This is a genomic window from Acidobacteriota bacterium, from assembly GCA_009838525.1.
Classification (GTDB): domain Bacteria; phylum Acidobacteriota; class Vicinamibacteria; order Vicinamibacterales; family UBA8438; genus VXRJ01.
The window spans coordinates 23,621-44,387 of the sequence record VXRJ01000014.1; the positions used below are offsets into that span (position 1 = coordinate 23,621).

Below are 20,767 nucleotides of genomic sequence, written 5' to 3' on the forward strand. Positions count from 1 at the left end.
GCACCGTGGGGAACGTTGAGGCCGGCGCACCGTGGGGAACGTTGAGGCCGGCGCACCGTGGGGAACGTTGAGGCCGGCGCACCTTGGGGAACGTGGAGACCGGCGGGGGCGCCTACCCGAAGTCGTCGAAGAGGATGTTGTCCCGCTCCACGCCAAGGCTGTCGAGCATGCCCATGCACGCCGTGAGCATCATCGGGGGCCCGCAGATGTAGTACTCGACATCCTCCGGCGCGGGATGGTCCTTGAGGTAGTTGTCGTACAGAACCTGGTGGATGAAGCCGGTGAGGCCGTCCCAGTTGTCTTCGGGAAGCGCGTCGGACAGCGCGAGGTGCCACTCGAAGTTGTCGTTCTCGGCTGCGATCCGGTCGAAGTCGTCGATGTAGAACGCTTCCCGCAGGCTGCGCGCGCCGTACCAGAAACTGACCTTGCGCCTGGTGTTGATGCGCCGGAACTGATCGAAGATGTGCGACCGCATCGGGGCCATGCCGGCGCCGCCCCCGATGAACACCATCTCGGCGTCGGTGTCCTTCGCGAAGAACTCGCCGAACGGGCCGGCGATGGTCACGTCGTCGCCCGGCTTCAGGCTGAAGATGTAGCCGGTCATCTTGCCGGGCGGCGTCCCCTCCGGCGCGCGCGGGGGCGGCGAGGCGATCCGGATGTTGAGCATGATGATGCCCTTCTCTTCCGGGTAGTTCGCCATCGAGTAGGCCCGCGTCACCGGCTCGTCGACCATAGCCGTGTAGCGCCACAGGTTGAACTTGTCCCAGTCGTCGCGGTACTCCTCCTCGACGTCGTAGTCGCGGTAGTCGTACGCCCCCTCCGGCGCCTCGATCTGGATGTAGCCGCCGGCCCGGAACGGCACGTCCTCGCCCTTCGGCAGCTCGAGGATCAGCTCCTTGATGAACGTGGCGACGTTGTGGTTCGAGCGCACCTTGCAGGTCCACTGGCGGATGTCGAAGATCTCCGCCGGGATCTCGATCTCCATGTCCTGCTTCACCTTCACCTGGCAGGACAGCCGCACGCCGCCCCGTTCCTCCCCCCGGCTGAGGTGGCTCCGTTCGGTCGGCAGCACGGCGCCGCCCCCGTCGCAGACCGTCACCTTGCAGACGCCGCAGCTTCCCTTCCCGCCGCAGGCCGACGGCACGAACAGCTTGTTGTCGGCCAGCGTGCCGAGCAGCGTGCCGCCGGCCGCCGTGCGTAGCGCCTTGTCAGGGTCGCCGTTGACGGTAATGGTCACCTCGCCCGTTGCGACGAGCTGCCGCCGCGCCATCATCAGTAGGCCGACCAGCGACACGATGACGAACGTGAACATCGCGACGCCGAGGGTGACAGTAACCATGGCTCCTGCTGTGGCTCCTAGAGTTGCACTCCCGCAAACGCCATGAAGCCGATAGCCATCAGCCCCACCAGCATGAAGGTCAACCCGAGGCCGCGCAGGGCGGGCGGCGGGTTCGAGTAGCGCAGCCGCTCGCGGATGCCGGCAAGCGCGATGACGGCGAGCGCCCAGCCGATGCCGGAGCCGAGGCCGAAGACGGTGCTCTCGGCCAGCGTGTAGCTCCGCTCCACCATGAACAGCGACGCGCCCAGGATGGCGCAGTTGACGGCGATCAGCGGCAGGAAGATGCCGAGCGCGGCGTGGAGCGGCGGCGCGAAGCGGTCGAGGACCATCTCTACGATCTGCACCATCGCCGCGATGGTTCCGATGTAGGCGAGGAATCCGAGGAACGACAGGTCGTAGGCGGCCAGCGACGGATGCAGCCACGCCATCGCGCCCGGACTCAACATGTAGATGTAGATGAGGTTGTTCATCGGCACCGTGATCGTCAGGACGAAGATGACGGCGCCCCCCAGGCCGATGGCCGTCGTCACCTGGCGCGATACGGCGAGGAACGAGCACATCCCCAGGAAGAAGGCGAGGGCCATGTTCTCGACGAACATCGACCGGATGGCCAGGCTGAGGTAGTGCTCCAGCATCTCTACTACCCCTGTTCCTCTTCCACCTGCTCCGGCTTCCAGGTCCGGATGGCCCAGATCAGGAAGCCGATGATGAAGAACGCGGCCGGCGACAGCACCATCAGGCCGTTCGGGGTATACCAGCCGCCCTCGCTGGCGAGCGGCAGCACCGTCGCGCCGAAGAGCGAGCCGGAGCCGAACAGCTCGCGGATGAGGGCCGTCACCATCAGGATCAACCCGTAGCCGAGGCCGTTCCCCAAGCCGTCGATCAGGCTGAGGCGGGGCGGGTTCTGCATCGCGAACGCTTCGGCCCGGCCCATGATGATGCAGTTGGTGATGATCAGGCCGACGAAGACGGAAAGCTGCTTGGACAGCTCGAACAGGTACGCCTTCAGCACCTGGTCCACCACGATCACGAGCGACGCGATGATCGTGAGCTGCACGATGATGCGGATGTTGGTCGGGATCTGCTCCCGGAGCGCGCTGACGAAGAAGTTCGATCCGAGCAGCACGGCGACGACGGCCGCGCTCATCACCAGCGCGGTGTCCATCCGCGTCGTCACCGCGAGGGCCGAGCAGATGCCGAGCACCTGCAGGGCGATCGGGTTGTTGTTGAAGAGCGGATCGATCAGCGCGTCGCGGGGCTTCGTCATCCTGCCACTCCCTCGCGGCGCAGGCGCTCGAGATACGGGCCGAACCCCTGTTCATCCAGCCAGAAGCGCAGCATGTTGGTGACGCCGCGGCTGGTCATGGTGGCCCCGGCCAGGCCGTCCACCCGGAACGGGTCGTCGGCCGGCGGGCCGGCCAGCCCCTTGATGACCTCGATCTCCGGTTCGCCGTCCGCACCGAACGCCTTCCGCCCGTCCCAGAGCGCCTTCCAGCGTGGGTTGTCCACCTCGCCGCCGAGACCGGGGGTCTCCTTGTGCTCGTAGTAGGTGAGGCCGCGGATGGTCTCCAGGTCGGCGTCGATCGCCACGAAGCCGTAGAGGATGCCCCAGAGGCCGAGGCCGTGGACCGGCAGCACCACCAGGTCCAGCTCGTCGTCCGCGTCCGCCAGTTCATAGACCAGCACTTCGTCCGCCACCCGCATCAGGCCGGCGTTGTTCTCCGGCGCCGCCTCGCTGGTGTCGGGGTCGGCCGCGGCCAGGCGCCCGTCGAAGCCGAGCGGGTCGGTGTCCGATTCCTCGCCCGTCCGGCGGTCGACCACGACCTGGCGGATCGGCGCGAACCGCTCGGCAATCTCCTCCGCCGTGAGCGACTCGTCCGTGCCGGCGAGGCCCGCCGCGACCAGCACGTTGCGCTGCATGTCGAGCATCTGGTTCTCGTGCTGGCGGTCGCGCAGCGTGACGGCCGACGAGGACACCACGATGGCGCACGCGACGCAGATGATCGCGGCGAAGACGAGGTTGTAGACGACGCTACCCTGCATAGCGCGCCTTTCGCCGGCGGAGGTTCGCGCGGATCGCGAAGTAGTCGATCAGCGGCGCGAACAGGTTCATGAACAGGATCGCCAGCATCATCCCCTCAGGATACGCCGGGTTCACGACCCGAATCAGGACACACAGGAACCCGATCAGAAAACCATACACCCAGTGCCCGCGAATGACCGAGGGCGCGGAAACCGGGTCCGTCGCCATGTAGACGGTTCCGAACGCCCAGCCCCCCGCCAGCAGGTGCCAGACCGGGCCAACGTCGAAGAACGGGTTGGTGGCGGAGCCGATCGCGTTGAGCGCCATGGCGGTGAGGACGGTCCCCGCCAGCACGCTCACCATGATGCGCCACGAGCCGACGCCGGTCACGATCAGCAGCGCCGCCCCGGCCAGGCAGGCGAGGGCCGACGTCTCGCCCATCGAACCGGGGACGAAGCCGACGAACGCGTTCCACGGGTCGAATCCCGCCGCGGCGACCGCCACCGTCCCGCCCAGCGTCGCGTCCGCCAGGATGGTGGCGCCGCTCACCGCGTCGGTCGACGTGTCCGCTGCAATCCACACCGCGTCGCCCGACAGCTCCGCCGGATAGGCGAAGAAGACGAACGCCCGCGCGACCAGCGCCGGGTTCAGCACGTTCATCCCGGTGCCGCCGAAGATCTCCTTGCCGACGACGATGCCGAACGAGATGCCGAGCGCCACCTGCCAGAGGGGCACCGTCGGCGGCAGCACCAGCGGGAAGAGCATGCCGGTCACGAGGAACCCCTCGTTCAGCTCGTGCTTCCGGACAATCGCGAACACCGCCTCCCAGAGCCCGCCCACCGCAAACGTGACGGCCAGGATCGGCAGGTAGTAGAGGCCGCCGTGCGCCAGGCAGCTCACGAGGCTGTCGGGCGCGAAGCCGAGGCCCAGCGCCTCCATCGCCGCTGTCTGCCAGTTGTCGAGCGGCGTCGCGCCGCGCGCGATCGCCAGGTTCGCCTGGTAGCCGGTGTTGTGGAACGCCATGTAGACGCAGCCGGCCAGGGCGACGACCACCGTCATCATCAGCCGCTTCAGGTCGAGCCCGTCGCGGACATGGGACGGCCCGGCCGTGACCATGCCGGGCGTGTAGAGGAAGGTGTCCTGCGCTTCCCAGAGGGGATACAGCTTCTCCAGCCGCCCCCCCTTCTCGAAGTGATGCGCCTGCGCGTCGAGCAGGCGGCGCAGCCATTTCATTGCGTGGATGCGGGCCGGCCACGGCGTGGCGTCGCCGGCCGGGCGCCAGTTTGTGAAAAAAGTATCAAGCTCGGGCCGAAAAAAGACCGGCGGCGCACTGCCGACGGTTTTCGGCTTCCCCGTTCCTTAGGATCGTAGCGTACCCTCACGCGGCCTGCGAACCTCGCGCTCGGCTTGCAATTTTGCATTCTAAATGCAAAATTACAACCATGGCCTCGCCGCGCGAGCCGGTCTATGTACGCCGTTCACTGGAGACAGCGCTCCGGCGCGCCGCCCGCGAGTTCCCGGTTGTCATCGTGACCGGGCCCAGACAGTCGGGCAAGACTACGCTACTCCGGAGGCTCTACGAACCGCAGTGCCGCTACCTCTCGCTCGATCCGCCGGATGTGCGAGCGGCCGTCGCAGCCGATCCACGCACGTCCCTGGACCGCTATGGCGCTCCGCTCATTGTCGACGAGATCCAGCACGTGCCCGCCCTCCTGTCCTACATCAAGGAACGGGTCGACGCGCGGCGCCATGTTCCGGGCCAATACCTGCTGACCGGATCGCAGAATCTTCTCCTCCTGCACCAGGTATCCGAGACGCTGGCCGGCCGGGCCGCCGTGCTGCGCCTGCTGCCGCTTGCCCAGCGCGAAATAGGTGACCACCGCCTCGCAGGTCTCCCCTGGGAGCTGTCGAGTGGTCGGACCGGCAGCCTACCGACGCAGGAGGCTGTCTGGAACTCCATTCTGCGGGGCGGCTACCCGGAGATCGCCCTCGATCGCGCACGCGACGCCGTGCTGTGGCACCGCAGTTATGTCCAGACGTACCTGGAACGGGATGTTCGGACCCTGCGCCAGGTCGGCGATCTCACACAGTTTCAGGTCTTTCTCCGAGCACTCGCCGCTCGCAGCGGGCAGCTTCTGAACCTGAGCGACCTTTCGCGCGACCTGGGCGTTACCGTCAACACGGCGAAGGCTTGGCTCTCGGTGCTGGAAGCGAGTTATCAGGTCATCGTCGTTCGGCCCTGGTTCGCCAATACCGGTAAGCGTCTCGTCAAGACGCCCAAGGTGTATTTCACGGACACCGGCACCCTCTGCTTCCTGACCGGATTGCGCGACGCGCGCCACGCCGCCGACGGGCCACTCGGCGGCGCCCTGTTCGAGACCGCCGTCCTCGCAGAGCTCACGCGGACCGCCTGGCATCGTGGCGAAGCGCCTCGCATCCACTTCTGGCGCACGTCGGCGGGCGCCGAAGTCGACTTCCTCGTCGAGGACGGAACCGATCTGATTCCCATCGAAGTGAAGCTCTCCGCCACACCACGCCCCCGAATGGCCGACGGCATCGAGCAACTTCGCGCCGACATCGGCGCACGCGTCCGACCCGGCTACGTCGTGCATCCGGGCACGGTTGAACTGCCTCTCGGACGGCACGCCACAGCGTTACCGTTCGGCCGGCTCTGGAGGTAGTGGCCGCCTACTCCGCGGCTTCGTCGAAGAGTGCGGTCACGTCGACCGCGACGCCGTCCAGCAGCGCCGAGGTCGCCGTGTCGCCGCGGGCGAACATACCGTGCTCGACGTAGTCGCTCCCGGCTAGCTTGAGGACGGTGACCGTCTCGCAGCGGGGATCGACAATCCAGTACTCGGGAATGCGCGCCTCGGCGTAGTCGGCCCGTTTGACGACCAGATCGCGAGGCGGATCGTCGGGGCTGACGACTTCCGCCACGAGATCGGCGCCGAGCCAGAATCGGTCCTCGTTCCGTGGATCTGAACGGTCAAGAAGCAGCAGGAGATCCGGTTCCCGGAACTTGCCCGAGCGCACGCGCATCCGCAAGCCCGACGTGATGACGAGTCCGGGCCGCGCGGCCTCCTGCAGGTGGGCGTGGAAGACTCGATACAGGAACAGCAGGAGGATCTGGTGCGCGCGGGTCGGCATCGGCAATAGCTCGAGCCCACCGTCGGTGAGCTCGATTCGCCGGCGCGCACGATCCGTGAGCCAGAGGTACTCCTCGTCGCTCCAGCCCCCCTGGGGCGGCAGGACTTCGCGGAGGAGCACATCCACGGCGTCCTGCGAGGCAAGTGACGCTGCCGTGGCCGGGCTCGCGAGTGGCATGAGTTTCATCCTGCCATATCGGGCGCGAGACTGCTACATTCGAGCGCGTAACCTCCGACCATGTGACGCAATGTCGGTTAGGCCACCATGGTAGAATCTATCCCAATTGCTACCTGGATCCATACCATGGCGCTGAGCATCAAGAACACCCAAGCCGAACAGCTCGCTCGAGAACTCGCCAAGGAACGCGGAACCACAGTGACTCGGGCGGTCATCGTCGCGCTTGAGGACGCACTCCGGCGTACGCGCGGCCGAAGAGTCGCCCCGTCCATGCAAGATGCCATCCTCGAGATCTCGGAACGTTGCGCGGCGTTGCCCGACCTCGACACGAGAAGCGCGGACGAGATTCTCGGGTACGACGCGAAGGGCGCCTTCCGCTGATGGTCGTCGATTCCTCCGCGGTCCTTGCGATCCTCTTCAACGAACCTGAGCGGGACACGTTGGCCGCCGCCCTTGCCCAAGCGGGGGTCCGGCTGATGAGCTCGGTAAACGCCCTCGAAACGGCTGTCGTGGTGTCAGCGCGCAAGGGGCCTCACGGCGCGCGAGAATTCGATCTCCTGCTTCACCGCGCCGAGATAGAGGTGATCGCGTTTACCGCGGACCATCTCCGACTCGCCCGCGACGCGTATCAACGCTACGGCGAGGGGCGACACCCTGCCGGGCTCAATCTTGGCGACTGCTGCGCGTACGCGCTTTCCCGCCACACCGGCGAACCCTTGCTGTTCAAGGCAGGCGCCTTCCTGCTCACGGACGTTGTGCCGATCCAGTGAACCTGATGCGATTGCGCTGGAGCGACATGCGTGACGACTGGGGCCGCCAGCATCCCCGGACGTTTCGCGTGTGCTCCGCTTACGTACTCGGGGCGGTCTCAGTGACGCTATTGTGGCCGGCGTTCATCATCCTGGGGCCCGACTCCGGACTCACACGCAGCTATTGGCATCTGGACGACGCGGTCGTCGAGGAACGAATCACGACGGTCGATCTCGCCTTTATCGACGAGCAGAATCTACCGACGCGGCACTACCGGGTTCTCTGGGAAGGCGTATGGTTCTCGCCGCGCGCCGAGAGCGTTGACTTCCTGGCGGGAGCGGACGACGGCGTCACTCTCCGCATCGATGGAGAGACGATTCTGGAACGGAATCCGGCGCTCGGCATGCACACGACGGCCCGCGCGGTCGAGCTGGCACCGGGTCCGCATCGACTGGAAATTGAGCACTGGCAAGTGGGCGGCGGACATTCGCTGAATGTGCAGTGGGCGCCCCCCGGCGGCGCCGCGGCACTCCTGAGCCCCACCCGGCTGTTCCCTGCGGATCCTGGCGCATTCGGCTACTGGCTCCACTACACCGCGACGCGATTGCCAAGCCTCCTTCTGTTGATCTGGGCGACAGGTCCTGTCGTGGTGGCCGCGCTGGCAGCTTGGCGAATCCTCTTCCGGCAGATCAAGACCCTGAGCCGGCACGAGGTTTGGCGCCGCCTGCGCACTGCGCTGTTGCCCGCGGCGCTTGGCCCCAGTCAACTCCTTCTCTTCGGCCCTTGGACGGTACATGACACCAACCGGACCGAGTTCCTGGTGGGATTCTGGGACCTCGCGCCCGGTTGGCTCTGGCTCCTTGGACCCATGGTCGGTGCCCTGACGGCGTTTAGCATCCTGCTGCCGCACCGATGGTTCGCACGCTACGTGGCGGGCCTATGCGCGGTCGGGGTTCTGCTCTGGGCGCAAGGAAACCTGCTCCTCGCCGAATACGGACTACTGGATGGCGAGGGACTCGACCTGGCATCTCACGCGTGGCGAACCCCTGTCGAAGCCGGCTTGTGGATTGGCGTGCTCATCCTTGCCATTGCATTCGCCGGCGTCGTCACTCGCGCCGCGCCCGTGGCGAGCGGCATGCTGGTGACTCTGCAGGCGGTCGTACTGCTTGTCCCCACGAGTGGAGAGGCAACGGTCCCGGGAATCGCCAACGGTTCCTCCGACAGAGCTGAGACCGGCTGGCAGTTGCCGCCACCCGAGATCTTCGAACTCTCCAGCACGCGCAATCTCATCTATATCGTGCTCGACTCGTTCCCCTCACACACTTTCGCCGAAATTCTGGACGCCGACCGTTCCGCCTTCGATCGCGACTGGCGCGGCTTCACCTTCTTCGCGAATCACCTCGGCACTCGACACACCACCAGGCATTCGATACCGGCGATGCTCACGGGCATCCCCTTTGGTTTCGAGACATTCAGCGAGTACCTGGCTCGCCATCCATCCGTCTTCCACGTGCTCGGACAGCAAGGCTGGCGACTTCGATTGCTGTTGAGCACCCACCACGGTGGAATCCACGTAAATCCCGCATTCCCTGGCGTCGACGGCGTCACCCGGTACGACATCCCGAACCCCTACGGCAGCTACGGTGACTATGTCGATTTCACGGCAGCCCAATTGCTGGACCTGTCGCTGTTAAGGCACGTTCCTCACCCTTTCAAACCGGGCGTCTACCGCGACCAGGAATGGCTGTTCCAAGAGTGGCTCGCGACGCGACGCGGACCGGAGGAGACGGCGGAGCGACCCTTCGGAGACGCCGTGTTTCTGCATGAGTTCGCCAATCGGATAGCCCGAGGCGACGTCGCACCGGTCTACTCATTCATGCATCTGCTAACGCCGCATCCCCCGATCGTGACGGACTCGGATTGCCGGTACGCACCCAAACGAACGGAAACCCCGGGAGATTTCGTGAACCAGGCACGCTGCGCGCTGTCAGCGATCCGGGCACTGCTCCGGCGACTGCAGGACCTCGGCCTCTACGACCGAAGCGCCATCATCGTCACATCGGATCATGGAGTCAACATACGTCTGAATCCGCTGGACGTTGATCACCCCTTTCGCAGCAAGTGGTCACCAACCGACGTGACCCTGGCAACCGTTCAACGTCGCGCTGCGCCTCTGCTCCTGGTCAAACCGTTCGCGGCCGAAGATCCGCTCCAAGTATCGCACGCACCCACCTCCGCGCTGGACCTGCCAGCCACCCTGCTGGACCTCGCGGAGGTTCCCGATACTCTTGGGAACGGCGCTTCGGTGCTGAGGATGGATCCGGCAACGTCCCGGCAGCGCATTTACGCACATGGCAGTGGTTCGTTCGATGGCCTCCATGTGTTCGCCGTCAACGGACACCTCAACGACCCGGACGCCTGGAACTCCTACCGGTCGGTGTTCGCACCAGCGCTTGACCGCGCAGCACAACGCCGAACACATCGTATCGGCATATTTGCGGACCCAATTGACACGATGAGTCAGTCGCGCGAACGCATCTACCGGACCGACGAGCGTGCGGTCTTCTACGCCGCGCCCGAGAGTTCGCGCGTCGCCTTCGATGTTCGCAGAATGCCAACCATGGCCTCCCCACAGTCGGTGACCATCCGGATCGACGGCAACATCGTCGACCAGCGGCGGCTCGTAGACGATGCATGGCAAACACTCTCTTACCAGGTCACGGCGCGATCCGCAGAAAACACCCCATTCCGCATCGAACTACTGACGAGTCCTGCCTATCACGACGCGGACGGTGAGTCCTGGGGTGTAATGCTCCGTAGCGACATCTGAATAGGCACCATGGTATCGAAAGCCTCGCCATGACCCTGACGAAAACGCGCTGGATGGACAGCCGCCGCGACTGGAGCCGCCGCCATCCCCGCGCCTTCCGCATGGTTTCCTACGTTGCGGCAGCGAGTGTTCTGACGGCACTTTGGCTGGTGGCGGCTGGACTTGCGCCCGACACCGGACTCACGCGCAGTTATTGGTATCCGGACGGCGTTTCGACCCAGCCGGTTGTAGCAGAAGGAATCACCGCCATCGATCTGACCTTCATCGAAGAGCAGGATCGACCGGCACGGGACTACCGGGTTCACTGGGAAGGCGTGAGGTTCTCGCCGCGAGCGGAACGTGTTGAGTTCGCGGCGGGCGCGGACGACGGCGTCATTCTTCGTTTGGACGGCGAGACCGTCGTGGAACGCAACCCGGCGGTCGGCATGCACACGGTGGCGAGAAGCATGGCGCTTGACGCGGGTGCGCATCACCTAGAAATCGAGCACTGGCAAGCGGGCGGCGGCCGGAACCTGAACGTGGAGTGGGCGCCCTCCAGCGACACCGCGGCGCTTCTCAGCGCCACTCGTCTGTTCCCGGAGGATCCGGGCACGCTCGGCTACTGGCTTCGCCTCGCCGCAACCCGTTTGCCCGGCTTGCTTCTGCTGATCTGGGCGACAGGCCCAGCCCTGCTGGTCGCGCCCGCAGTCTGGCGAACCGTCCACCGACGGGTCACGACCCTGAGCTGGGACGAGGTCCGGAGCCGCCTGCGTGCGGTGCTGTTTCCGGCGATCCTCGGCCCCAGTCAACTCCTTCTCTTCGGCCCGTGGACGGTGCACGACACCAACCGACCCGAATTCCTGGTGGGTTTCTGGGAACTCGCTTCCGGCTGGCTTTGGCTGCTTGCGTTGGTAGTCGGCGTCCCAGCGGCGCTCGGCGTCCTCGTGCCGGCCCGATGGTTCCCGCGTTATGTAGCGTCTCTTTGCGCGGCCGGCGTGCTGCTCTGGACGCAGGGCAACTTACTACTCTCCGACTACGGCGTGCTGGATGGCGGAGGGCTCGACCTCGTCTCGCACGGGTGGCGAACACCGTACGAGGTCGGCCTGTGGATCGGCGTGCTCGTCCTCGCCGTCGCATTCGCCGACGTCGTCGCTCGCACGGCGTCCGTCGCGAGCGGCATTCTGGTAGCGCTGCAGACAGTCGTTCTCTTGATTCCGACGAGTGGAGAGGCACCCCTGCCTGGAATCGCCGAGAGTCCCCAAGACAGAGCTGAGGCGGCCTGGCAGTTACCGCCGTCCGAGATCTTCGAACTCTCCAGCACCCGCAATCTCATCCACATTGTGCTCGACTCGTTTCCTTCACACACGTTCGCTGAAATACTGGATGCCGATCGGTCCGCTTACGATCGCGACTGGCCCGGCTTCACCTTCTTCGCGAATCACCTCGGTACTCAACGAACCACGAGGCACTCGATGCCAGCGATGCTCACAGGCGTCTCCTTCGCCAACGACGTGACATTCAGCGAATACGTGGCTCGCCATCCATCCGTGTTCAACGTGCTCGGACAGGAGGGCTATCGACTACGAGTGCTGAGCTCGTATGGTGGAAACCAGGTAAACCCCGCGTTCCCCGGGGTAGACGGCACGATTCGTTACGCCATCCCGAACCCCTACGGCGGCTACCGTGACTATGTCGATTTCACGGGCGCTCAATTGCTGGATCTTTCCTTGTTACGGCACGTCCCGCACGCTCTCAAGCCAAGCGTCTACCGCGACCAGCAGTGGTTGTTCCAGGAGCGTATGGCGTCGCAACGCGGACCGGAGGCCACAGCAGAACCACCGTTCGGGGACGCGCTGTTTCTAAGTGAGTTCGCCAATCGGATCACCCGGGGCGGCAGCGCGCCGGTCTACACGTTCGTGCATCTGCTAACGCCGCATCCCCCGATCGTGACGGACTCGGATTGCCGCTACGCACCCAGGCGACCGCCCAGGCCAGAGGACTTCGTGAACCAGGCGGAATGCACCTTGTCTGCCGTCGGGGCACTGCTCCGTCGACTGCACGAGCTCGACCTTTACGACCAGACCGGCATCATCGTCACTTCGGACCATGGCGTGAACGTCCGTCTGAATCCGCTTGAAGCCAACCACCCGTTCTACGGCAAGCCGTCACCACACGGCGTCGTCACCTTCGCAACCGTCCAGCGTCGCGCGGCACCCTTGCTCGCAGTCAAACCGATCGCGGCTAAGGGTCCGCTCCAAGTCTCGGACGCACCCACGTCCGCGCTGGACGTGGCCGCGACGCTGCTGGATCTCGCAGACATTCCCGGCTCTCTCGGGAATGGCGTTTCGGTATTGAGGATGGATCCAGCCACACCGCGCCAACGCACTTACGCACATGCCAGCACTTCGTTCGATGTTCTCCACGTCTTCGCTGTCAACGGACACATCAACGACCCGAACGCCTGGAGCTACTACCGGTCAGTGTTCGAGCCGTCGAATGACCCCGCAGCGCAGCGCCGAGCACATTGGATCGGTTTGTCTGCGGAGCCGATGAGCACAACTGCTCAGTCGCGTGGTCGCGTCTACCGGGCCGACGAGTACGCGATGTTCTACGCCGCGCCGGAGAACTCGCGCATCACCTTTGATGTCCGCAGGATAGCGGCGGTGCCGGCCGACCAAACGGTGACCGTGCAGATCGACGGGCAGGTCGTTGAGCGACGTCTGCTCACGGACGACACCTGGCACGCAGTCTCGTATCCGGTAGAGCCGCGGCCTTCGGACGACAGCCCGTTCTGTATCGAGTTGCTGACGAGCTCTGCTCAACCCAACACGGAAGGCGCGTCATCGGGCCTTATGCTTCGGGGCAACATCTGAACTGACAAACAGCGCGGCCTTTCTCCACCGCAGCCGGCGCAACCGCTCCCAGACGGGCGGCGTATGGGCAAAACGTACACACTTTTCTGACCGGGACACTTGGACAGCGGTAGCCGGACGTCCAAAGACCGAAACCACCCATCGCGGCAGTCCTCGTACATCGTGGCTTTCCCGGGTCCGGAACGATACAGGCCCGGTGACACGGCTAACATAGTCGTGCCAGGATCCCAAGAGCTGGGAACACCATGAGCCTGACGGAAGCGCGCTGGATCGACATCCGCCACGCCGATGATGCGCGCGGAACACTCACGGCGCTGGAAGGCGACGAGTTCCCGTTCCCGGTCCGGCGCGTTTTCTACATGCACGGCGTTCCGCCGGGCGGCGAGCGCGGCGCGCATGCGCACCGCTACACGCAGCAGTGCCTGATCGCGGTGGCGGGTGCGTTCACGGTCGAGGTGTCGGACGGGGCGGACACCGCCACCTACGTGCTCGACGACCCGAACCGCGCCCTCTATCTGCCGGTGATGACTTGGGCCCACCTGCGGGACTTCCTCCCCGGCACGGTGGCCCTGGCCCTCTGCGATACGGTCTACAATCCCGCGCACGTCGTCCGTTCGTGGGACGAGTACCGTCGGCTGGTGCAGGAGACGACATCGACCCGATGAGCGGGGCGCAGCCAATCGAGAACGCGGACCGGCCCGGATTCCTGGCCTCGGCGCTGTCCGCGGAGGGCCGCTTCTCGGACGGAGCCTCCGCCCGCCGCTGGCTGGATGAACGGCGTCGGGCGCAGCGGTGCCACGTCGAGCGGATCCCGTTCTCTGACCTGCGAGGGTGGCGCTTCGAGCCGGATTCGGGCGACCTGACGCACGAGTCGGGGCACTTCTTCCGGGTCCAGGGAGTCCACGCCCGGTGCGACTTCCCCGCCCCGCTGCGCTTCGAGCAGCCGATCGTCAACCAACCGGAGATCGGCGTCCTCGGCATCCTGGCCAAACGCTTCGATGGCGTTCTGCACTTCCTGCTCCAGGCCAAGATGGAGCCGGGGAACATCGACCTCGTCCAGTTGTCACCGACCGTCCAGGCAACGCGCAGCAACTACACGCGCGTCCACGGCGGCAAGCGCCCCCGGTATCTCGACTTCTTCCTGCAACGCGGCGTCAACCGCGTGCTGGTGGATCAGCTCCAGTCCGAGCAGGGGCTGTTCTTTCTGCGCAAGCGGAACCGGAACATCATCGTGGAGACTCGCGAGGACGTGCCGCTTCACGAGGACTTCCACTGGCTGACGCTCGGCCAGATCAAGACGCTGATGCAGGAGCCGCACACCGTCAACATGGATACCCGCACGGTGATCGCGGCCGTCCCCCTGGTGGCGGGCGGCGGTGAGGCGCTGGCGGCCGGCAGCCCAGCCCATCCCGCCGCAGGCAGCTTCGGCGAGGCCCTCATTGCGTCGACGCTCGCCCAGGACGAAGGCTGCCAGCCGATCGAGGCGGTGCTCAGTTGGCTCACCGAAATCCGCGCATGCGCCGAGATCGACTGCCAGCCCTGCGCGCTGAACAGCGTGCCGGGATGGGAGCGCGACGCGCACGAGTTGAGGCGGCGCGACGGACGGTATTTCCGTGTCTTCGGGGTCGAGGTCGAGTCTGACGCCCGCGAGGTGCCGGGCTGGACGCAACCGATGGTTCAGCCAGTAGAGACAGGCATCGCCGCCTTCGTCACCAAGCGCATCGGCGGCCTGCTGCACTTCCTCGTGCAGGCCCGCATGGAGCCGGGGGTCTGGAACCTGATCGAACTTGCGCCGACCGTGCAGTGGCTCCCCGGCGTCCCTACGGACGAAGACCAGGCGCCCTATCTGCTGGAGGCAGTCAGGACGGACGGCGCGGGCGTCGTCCGGCACCGCTCGACGCAATGCGAGGAGGGTGGACGCTTCTACCGGTACTCCACCGAGAACCTCGTCGTCGAGCTGGACCCGGCCGACGATCGGCCGGCGCCAGCCAACTACACCTGGGTCACTCTCGGCCAACTCAACACGCTGATCCGCTACGGCAACCATCTGAACATCGAGGCCCGCAGCGTGCTCGCCTGTCTCGACGTCCAGGGCTAGACGCGCCGTGCACCTGCTGTTCCTCGGCTACTCCAGCATCGTCCGCCGGCGCGTCCTGCCCGCGGCAAGGTCCATCTCCGCAATACGGCGCATCTCCGTCGCATCGCGCAGCCAGGGGCAGGACGGCGCTGAGGGTCGCGGCGACGACGGTGACGCCGTAAACCACTGGTATGCAGACTATGCGGACGCGCTCGACACCGCCGCGGCAGACCTCGTCTATGTATCCGGCACCAACGCGGTCCACGCCGAGTGGGTGATGCGCGCCTTGCACGACGGCTGCCACGTCATCGTGGACAAGCCCGCGTTTCCGGACTTGGCGAGCGCCGAGGCGGCCGTACGCCTCGCGCGGGAGAAGAACCGAGGCCTGGCGGAAGCGACCGTATTCCTGTTCCACCCGCAAGCGGCGGCGCTGCGCGCGCTCGTCGACCCGGCCGAGTCGGCTGCCACCCGCGTCACCGCCACTTTTTCTTTCCCGCCCCTGCCGCCGGACGACTTCCGTTACCGGGCCGATTGCGGCGGCGGGAGCCTGTACGACCTCGGGCCTTACGCCGCCGCCACGAACCGGCTGCTGTTCGGCCGCGCGCCGGACGGCGTGGACGGCATGGTCCTGTCGCGGGATGCTTTGCGGGATCCCGGCGTCGACACCTCGTTCAGCGTCCTCATGACCCACGACGATGGCGGGTCGCTGGCCGGCCACTTCGGCTTCGTCACGGCCTATCAGAACCGGCTCTCCGTAGTGACGCGCTCTCGGACTATCGACGCTGACCGCCTGTTCACGACGCCACCGGATCTGGCGTGCACACTGCGCGTCCGTGAGGGGTACGACGAGCGCACAGTACCGGTAGCGCGGGGCGATGCGTTCGCACTGTTTCTCGAGGCATTCATCGACGCCATCGGCCGGCGCGACTTCGAGGCTTTCGAACGCGCCCTCCTGGAGGACGCGGCGCTCCTCGCGCGCCTGCGCCAAGCCGCCGGGGCCGACTAGGGCCATGGCGATCCAGGTCTGGGACTACCGGGCGGAGTACGAAGCGGAGCGGGACGACATCCTGGCCGCCATCGAGCAGGTGGCGCGCTCAGGAAGGCTGATCCTGGGAGATAGCGTCCGAGGCTTCGAACGTGAACTGGCCGCGTACAGCGGCGCCGCCTACGGGGTCGGCGTGGGCAGCGGCACCGACGCGCTGGTCCTGGCGCTGCGGGCGCTCGGCATTCAGCCCGGCGACGAAGTGATCACGACGTCCAACACCGCCATCCCGACGGTATCGGCCATCGTCACGGCGGGAGGAACACCTCGATATGTCGATATCGAGCGCGACACCTACTTGATGGACGTAGCGCAGCTCGACGCCGTCATCACCGAGCGCACGCGCTGCATCATCCCCGTGCACCTGTTCGGACAGTGCGTGGCGATGGACCGCCTGCGGGAGGTCGCCGATCGCCGCGGGATCGCGGTGCTGGAGGACTGCGCGCAGGCAACCGGAGCAGACCAGACCGGACGCCGGGCGGGCTCGCTGTCGGAGGTCGCGGCGTTCTCGTTCTATCCCACCAAGGTTCTCGGTGGCTACGGCGACGGCGGAATGGTGGTTACCTCGGACGAAGCGCTCGCCGCCCGCGTGCGCCGGTTGCGCATGTATGGCACCGACGGGCGCTACTTCGCGGACGAACACGGTTACAACTCGCGGCTCGACGAGCTGCACGCGGAGATCCTCCGGCGGAAGCTCCGGCGGCTGGACGCCTACATCGAGCGCCGCCGCGCCCTCGCACGTCGCTACGACGCGGCGCTCGCGGGCTCCGGCCTCCAATTACCGGTCACGGCATCCCGGAACCACCACGTCTACTATCTCTACGTCGTCCGGCACCCGGCCCGCGACGCCATCCTCAGCGAGTTGGCCGCACGGGGCATCCTGGTCAACGTCAGTTACCGCTGGCCCATCCACACCATGCCGGCCTACGCGCGCGCCGACTACCCGGAGGGCTCCCTGCCCGAAACCGAGCGGGCCGCACGGGAGATCTTCTCCCTGCCGATGTACCCGTCGCTGACGGACGCCGAACAGGATCGCGTCTGCGAGGCGTTGCTCGGGATTCTAAGAACGATCGGCGAGCCCGCGTAGCGGACGCGGACGAGGTAGGCCGGACTCGTGTGACGGCTATTCCGCAGCTTCGTCGAAGAGCGTCGTCACATCGACCGAGACGCCGTCCAGCAGCACCGAGGTCGCCGTGTCGCCACGGCCGAACTCGCCGTGCTCGGCATATTCACTGCCGTTGAGCCAGAGCACGGTGACCGTCTGGACGCGAGGATCGATGATCCAGTACTCGGTGATGCCGGCCTCGGCGTAGTCGTCACGCTTGACGACAAGATCGCGCGGCGGATCGTCGGGACTGACGACTTCGGCCACAAGATCGGCGCCGAGCCAGTAACGGTCCTGGCGACGCGGATCGAACCGGTCGCAAAGCAACAGGATGTCGGGTTCCCGGAAACTCCCCGGCCGCACGCGCATCCGCAACCCCGACGTTACGACGACCCCGCGACGCCGGGTTTCCTCGAAGTGGGCGTAGAACGTCCGGTACAGAAACAGCAGGAGGACCTGGTGCGCGTAGGTAGGCAACGGCATTGGCTCGATGCTGCCGTCGGTGAACTCGATCGGACGGCGCAAGCGATCCGTGAGCCACAGGTATTCCTCTTCGCTCCACGCCCCCTGGGGCGGCAACGCCTCGCGGAGGAGCTCTTGTAGGGCGTCCTGGGACGCGGTGGATGCCGCCCGCGTCGGTTTGGTGGAGGCCACGGTCCCTATTCTGACATGTCTGTTGGGAATAGTCCTTTAGCCTGCAAGCATGGCCGGCTGCGCACCGGTCAAGGCGAACCCCTAGCCAAACCGAGGTACAGCCGGCCCCGGCGGGTCTCCTGCGTCCGGTGCACGCGATAACCCCGGGCTTCCATTGCGGCGATGATTCGAGGTTCGCTGATTCGGGAGCGATACGCAAGGTACCACGCCCGGCGCGGCCGCGACTCCGCGAGGTAGTGGTTGACTTCGCCTTCGTGCATCCCGGGATACAGGTAGCGTGTCCGTTCGCGTCCGATCTTGGCCGTCGCAAAGGACAACTGCTCAGTTTCCACAACAGTGACCGGCCACGGACCATAGTAAGCCGCCAGGAAGATCCCGGACGCTGACAGGATCAACTCATCCTCGGGTTGGACGTGCGCCGCCAAGTAGTCGATCAGGGGAACGTCGTTGACCCGATAGTACTCGACGTGGAGCGGACGCATCAGTGCGATGCCGACAACTAGCATCGCAGCGGCCAGACGGAACAGTTTGCGCCGCGGCAACCATTCGGTGGCGAGGTGGATGCCGGCTGCGAACAGGCAGATCGCCGCCGGAAACGCGAACATGTCGGGGCGGCCGCTCCCCAGCGGGTAGATCTCCAGCGCGCTGGCGGTGAGGAACGCCGCGTATAGGCTGGCGACCACCAGACCGAAGAAGCGCGTCGCGGGCCGCACCAGCAGCCAAGCGAGGCCAAGCCCGATGAACGGCAAGGGCCACGACACGGTGTCCGGATTCGCCGCCCCGACGGTCTCCCAATTCGGCATCCCCATCTCAAGGAGCCGGCGGCCATTATTGGCGAGAAAGCTCCAGGCGTTGCCCAGCGAATCGAGAGGCAGGAAATCGTCGGGATAGAAATTACGCAACCGCTCGTTGCTCCGGCTGCGCAGCAGCAGGTATCCCGCCAGCACCGCCAGGTTGTAGGCGGCGGCGCTCACGAGAATGGAGCGCACAGGCCGGCGGCTGCGTAACCAGTCGCGCATGGCGTACGCCGTGCCCAGATTCACGATGGGGAAGCTGGCAAAGACCGAGGTCATCGCGAAGAACGGCAACACGGCGCCGGTCAGCGCCACCCGACGGAACCGCCGCGGATCGATGCCCTCGCCGTCTCGAGAGAGCCCAGCCGCGGCCAGCAGAAACAGCGCCGTCACGAGGAACTCGAGGGTGTACTGGCGGACAAAAACGCTGTAGTGCGCCACTAGTGGATTGAGCGCCGTCACCGACGCGGCGACCAGCGCCAGACTGTTGTCCTGCGTCAACCGGCGTACGACCAGCGCCATGACCGGAATGGCGGCGATACCACAGACGAACGGTAGAAGTTGAAGCGACCACTCCGGATCTCCGAAAACCACCAGGCACCAACGCCAAACCAGGAGCAGCCCCGGCGCCACTTGGATGGGCGCCGTCAGCATGTTCCACACGTCATCGCTCCGGATGATTGCCCCGTAAACGAGATCGTCTACCCACAGCGCCTCGGGGTTCCATCCCGGCACGCGGGCCAGAAAGGCCTGGATGACGACTGCAGCGACAGAAATCGCGACGACAATGCGCAATCCAGCCTTCTCCGTTAGCATCTTGGCGCACGTCAGGAGCGTCATGCCGGCTGAGTCCTCCAAACTAACGGTCGCACCCGCGAACCGGGTGTCGTCATCATACCGGTCCGCGCCGGACGACCGGCGACATGCGCTTTCGGTCGTTGTGCCTTGCTTCAACGTCGAGAAGGAAGTAGCCGGCGTGATCCGGGAACTTCCCTCCTGGGTGGCGTGCATTGTCGCGGTCAACGACGGGAGCACGGACGGGACGGCAACCGTGCTCAACGAGCTGGCGGCGGAGGATGCCAGGCTGAAGGTGATTCACCGCGATCGGAACGGTGGCGTCGGAGCCGCCATGGTAACCGGGTACGAAGTCGCGCTTGAAAGCGGCGCAGATTTCATCGTGAAGATGGACGGCGACGGTCAGATGGACAGCAAGGAGCTCCCTCGCCTCCTTCAGCCACTTCTGGACGGTCGCGCGGACTACGCAAAGGGCAACCGTTTCCGCCATGTGAGTGATCTCCAACGCATGCCCCGGGTGAAGCTGTTCGGAAACATCCTGCTGACCTTCATCACCAAGCTCGTGTCCGGCTATTGGCAGATCTTCGACGTGCAGAACGGCTACACCGCAATCTCGCGGGAGGCGCTTCAAGCGCTGCCCCTGGACCAGATCGAGCGCGGCTACTCGTTCGAGAATTCAGTTCTGGCGCTGCTCAATCTGGAGAACAGGCCGGTTGCAGACATCCCAATGCCGGCAGTGTACGGGAATGAGCGCTCCAGCATGCGGGTGAGCCGCGTCGTTCTCGGCTTCCCGCCGCGGCTCGCGCGCATGCTTTTCCGACGGCTGGTATACAAGTACGTCGTCTACGACACCTCGCCGGTGGCACTGTACCTCGGCCTCGGCACGCTCCTGGGCGGGTTCGGCACGGTCTTCGGTGCATACGAATGGCGGCTGTCGATTCAGACCGGCATCCCCGCCACCGCCGGAACCGTGGTTGCGGCACTGCTGCCCTTTCTGATGGGCTTCCTGCTCCTGCTGCAGGCAGTTGGCCTGGACATCGCACAATCGCCACACCTGCGCGACCCACGAGAGACGCTCGACGTCGAGGAGGTGCCGAGTCGTTTCGTTGGCGATGCAGCCCAAGTCGGCGATCCGGAGGGTCGTTGATGCTGGGATTCCGAGAAACGAAGGGCGTGCCGTCC

The 20,767-nt window shown here is 65.7% G+C and carries 18 protein-coding genes; 10 read left to right on the forward strand and 8 right to left on the reverse strand.

Translation table 11 applies throughout. The annotated features are described in order from the left end of the window. Positions 1-112: 112 nt before the first annotated feature. The 5 genes from F4Y45_04205 to F4Y45_04225 are packed head-to-tail and all read right to left on the reverse strand — an operon-like array spanning position 113 to position 4,595. Positions 113-1,339, reverse strand: coding sequence for an NADH:ubiquinone reductase (Na(+)-transporting) subunit F (locus tag F4Y45_04205; GenBank protein MXY23710.1), 1,227 nt, complete (start codon positions 1,337-1,339; stop codon positions 113-115). A 17-nt stretch (positions 1,340-1,356) separates the two neighbouring features. Beyond that, complete coding sequence (gene nqrE / locus F4Y45_04210; protein MXY23711.1) at positions 1,357-1,971, reverse strand: NADH:ubiquinone reductase (Na(+)-transporting) subunit E; 615 nt, start codon at positions 1,969-1,971, stop codon at positions 1,357-1,359. Positions 1,972-1,979: 8 nt separating this feature from the next. Next, positions 1,980-2,606: an NADH:ubiquinone reductase (Na(+)-transporting) subunit D gene (locus tag F4Y45_04215; GenBank protein MXY23712.1), complete on the reverse strand. Its 627-nt coding sequence runs from the start codon at positions 2,604-2,606 to the stop codon at positions 1,980-1,982. Next, positions 2,603-3,382 (reverse strand): Na(+)-translocating NADH-quinone reductase subunit C, encoded by a 780-nt coding sequence (locus tag F4Y45_04220; GenBank protein ID MXY23713.1) that lies wholly within the window; start codon positions 3,380-3,382, stop codon positions 2,603-2,605. Before F4Y45_04220 ends, F4Y45_04215 begins: the two co-directional genes overlap by 4 nt. Beyond that, entirely contained in the window at positions 3,372-4,595 is a 1,224-nt protein-coding gene (locus F4Y45_04225; protein ID MXY23714.1) for an NADH:ubiquinone reductase (Na(+)-transporting) subunit B, read from the reverse strand. The genes F4Y45_04220 and F4Y45_04225 overlap by 11 nt, the downstream gene beginning before the upstream one ends. A gap of 209 nt (positions 4,596-4,804) precedes the next feature. Between F4Y45_04225 and F4Y45_04230 the strand changes: the two genes are divergently transcribed. Next, on the forward strand, positions 4,805-6,043 hold the full coding sequence (locus tag F4Y45_04230; GenBank protein MXY23715.1) for an ATP-binding protein: 1,239 nt from the start codon (positions 4,805-4,807) through the stop codon (positions 6,041-6,043). A 7-nt stretch (positions 6,044-6,050) separates the two neighbouring features. On the opposite strand, the gene F4Y45_04235 is transcribed toward F4Y45_04230, so the two are convergent. Then, positions 6,051-6,686, reverse strand: coding sequence for a Uma2 family endonuclease (locus tag F4Y45_04235; GenBank protein MXY23716.1), 636 nt, complete (start codon positions 6,684-6,686; stop codon positions 6,051-6,053). Between the two features lie 126 nt (positions 6,687-6,812). On the opposite strand from F4Y45_04235, the gene F4Y45_04240 reads away from it, so the two are divergent. The 8 genes from F4Y45_04240 to F4Y45_04275 all read left to right on the forward strand — a co-directional run bounded on the left by F4Y45_04240 (position 6,813) and on the right by F4Y45_04275 (position 17,324). Further along, positions 6,813-7,067, forward strand: coding sequence for an antitoxin (locus F4Y45_04240; protein MXY23717.1), 255 nt, complete (start codon positions 6,813-6,815; stop codon positions 7,065-7,067). Beyond that, positions 7,067-7,456, forward strand: coding sequence for a type II toxin-antitoxin system VapC family toxin (locus F4Y45_04245; protein MXY23718.1), 390 nt, complete (start codon positions 7,067-7,069; stop codon positions 7,454-7,456). Before F4Y45_04240 ends, F4Y45_04245 begins: the two co-directional genes overlap by 1 nt. A gap of 5 nt (positions 7,457-7,461) precedes the next feature. Beyond that, positions 7,462-10,266 (forward strand): sulfatase-like hydrolase/transferase, encoded by a 2,805-nt coding sequence (locus F4Y45_04250; GenBank protein ID MXY23719.1) that lies wholly within the window; start codon positions 7,462-7,464, stop codon positions 10,264-10,266. A gap of 29 nt (positions 10,267-10,295) precedes the next feature. Beyond that, a complete protein-coding gene (locus F4Y45_04255) occupies positions 10,296-13,118 on the forward strand; it encodes a sulfatase-like hydrolase/transferase (protein MXY23720.1) in 2,823 nt (940 codons plus the stop codon). A gap of 245 nt (positions 13,119-13,363) precedes the next feature. Next, positions 13,364-13,783, forward strand: coding sequence for a WxcM-like domain-containing protein (locus tag F4Y45_04260; GenBank protein ID MXY23721.1), 420 nt, complete (start codon positions 13,364-13,366; stop codon positions 13,781-13,783). Then, the gene (locus F4Y45_04265; protein ID MXY23722.1) at positions 13,780-15,216 is read left to right on the forward strand and encodes an NDP-hexose 2,3-dehydratase; all 1,437 of its coding nucleotides are present in this window, start codon (positions 13,780-13,782) and stop codon (positions 15,214-15,216) included. Before F4Y45_04260 ends, F4Y45_04265 begins: the two co-directional genes overlap by 4 nt. 7 nt (positions 15,217-15,223) lie before the next feature. After that, positions 15,224-16,201 (forward strand): Gfo/Idh/MocA family oxidoreductase, encoded by a 978-nt coding sequence (locus F4Y45_04270; protein ID MXY23723.1) that lies wholly within the window; start codon positions 15,224-15,226, stop codon positions 16,199-16,201. A gap of 4 nt (positions 16,202-16,205) precedes the next feature. Beyond that, on the forward strand, positions 16,206-17,324 hold the full coding sequence (locus F4Y45_04275) for a DegT/DnrJ/EryC1/StrS family aminotransferase (protein MXY23724.1): 1,119 nt from the start codon (positions 16,206-16,208) through the stop codon (positions 17,322-17,324). Between the two features lie 36 nt (positions 17,325-17,360). On the opposite strand, the gene F4Y45_04280 is transcribed toward F4Y45_04275, so the two are convergent. Together F4Y45_04280 and F4Y45_04285 are read right to left on the reverse strand one after the other, a co-directional pair. Further along, on the reverse strand, positions 17,361-17,996 hold the full coding sequence (locus F4Y45_04280; protein MXY23725.1) for a Uma2 family endonuclease: 636 nt from the start codon (positions 17,994-17,996) through the stop codon (positions 17,361-17,363). Positions 17,997-18,064: 68 nt separating this feature from the next. Next, entirely contained in the window at positions 18,065-19,801 is a 1,737-nt protein-coding gene (locus F4Y45_04285; GenBank protein MXY23726.1) for a hypothetical protein, read from the reverse strand. Here F4Y45_04285 and F4Y45_04290 point away from each other — a divergent pair. After that, on the forward strand, positions 19,545-20,732 hold the full coding sequence (locus tag F4Y45_04290) for a glycosyltransferase family 2 protein (GenBank protein ID MXY23727.1): 1,188 nt from the start codon (positions 19,545-19,547) through the stop codon (positions 20,730-20,732). The two genes, F4Y45_04285 and F4Y45_04290, sit on opposite strands and share 257 nt — an antisense overlap. The last annotated feature ends 35 nt before the right edge of the window (positions 20,733-20,767 follow it).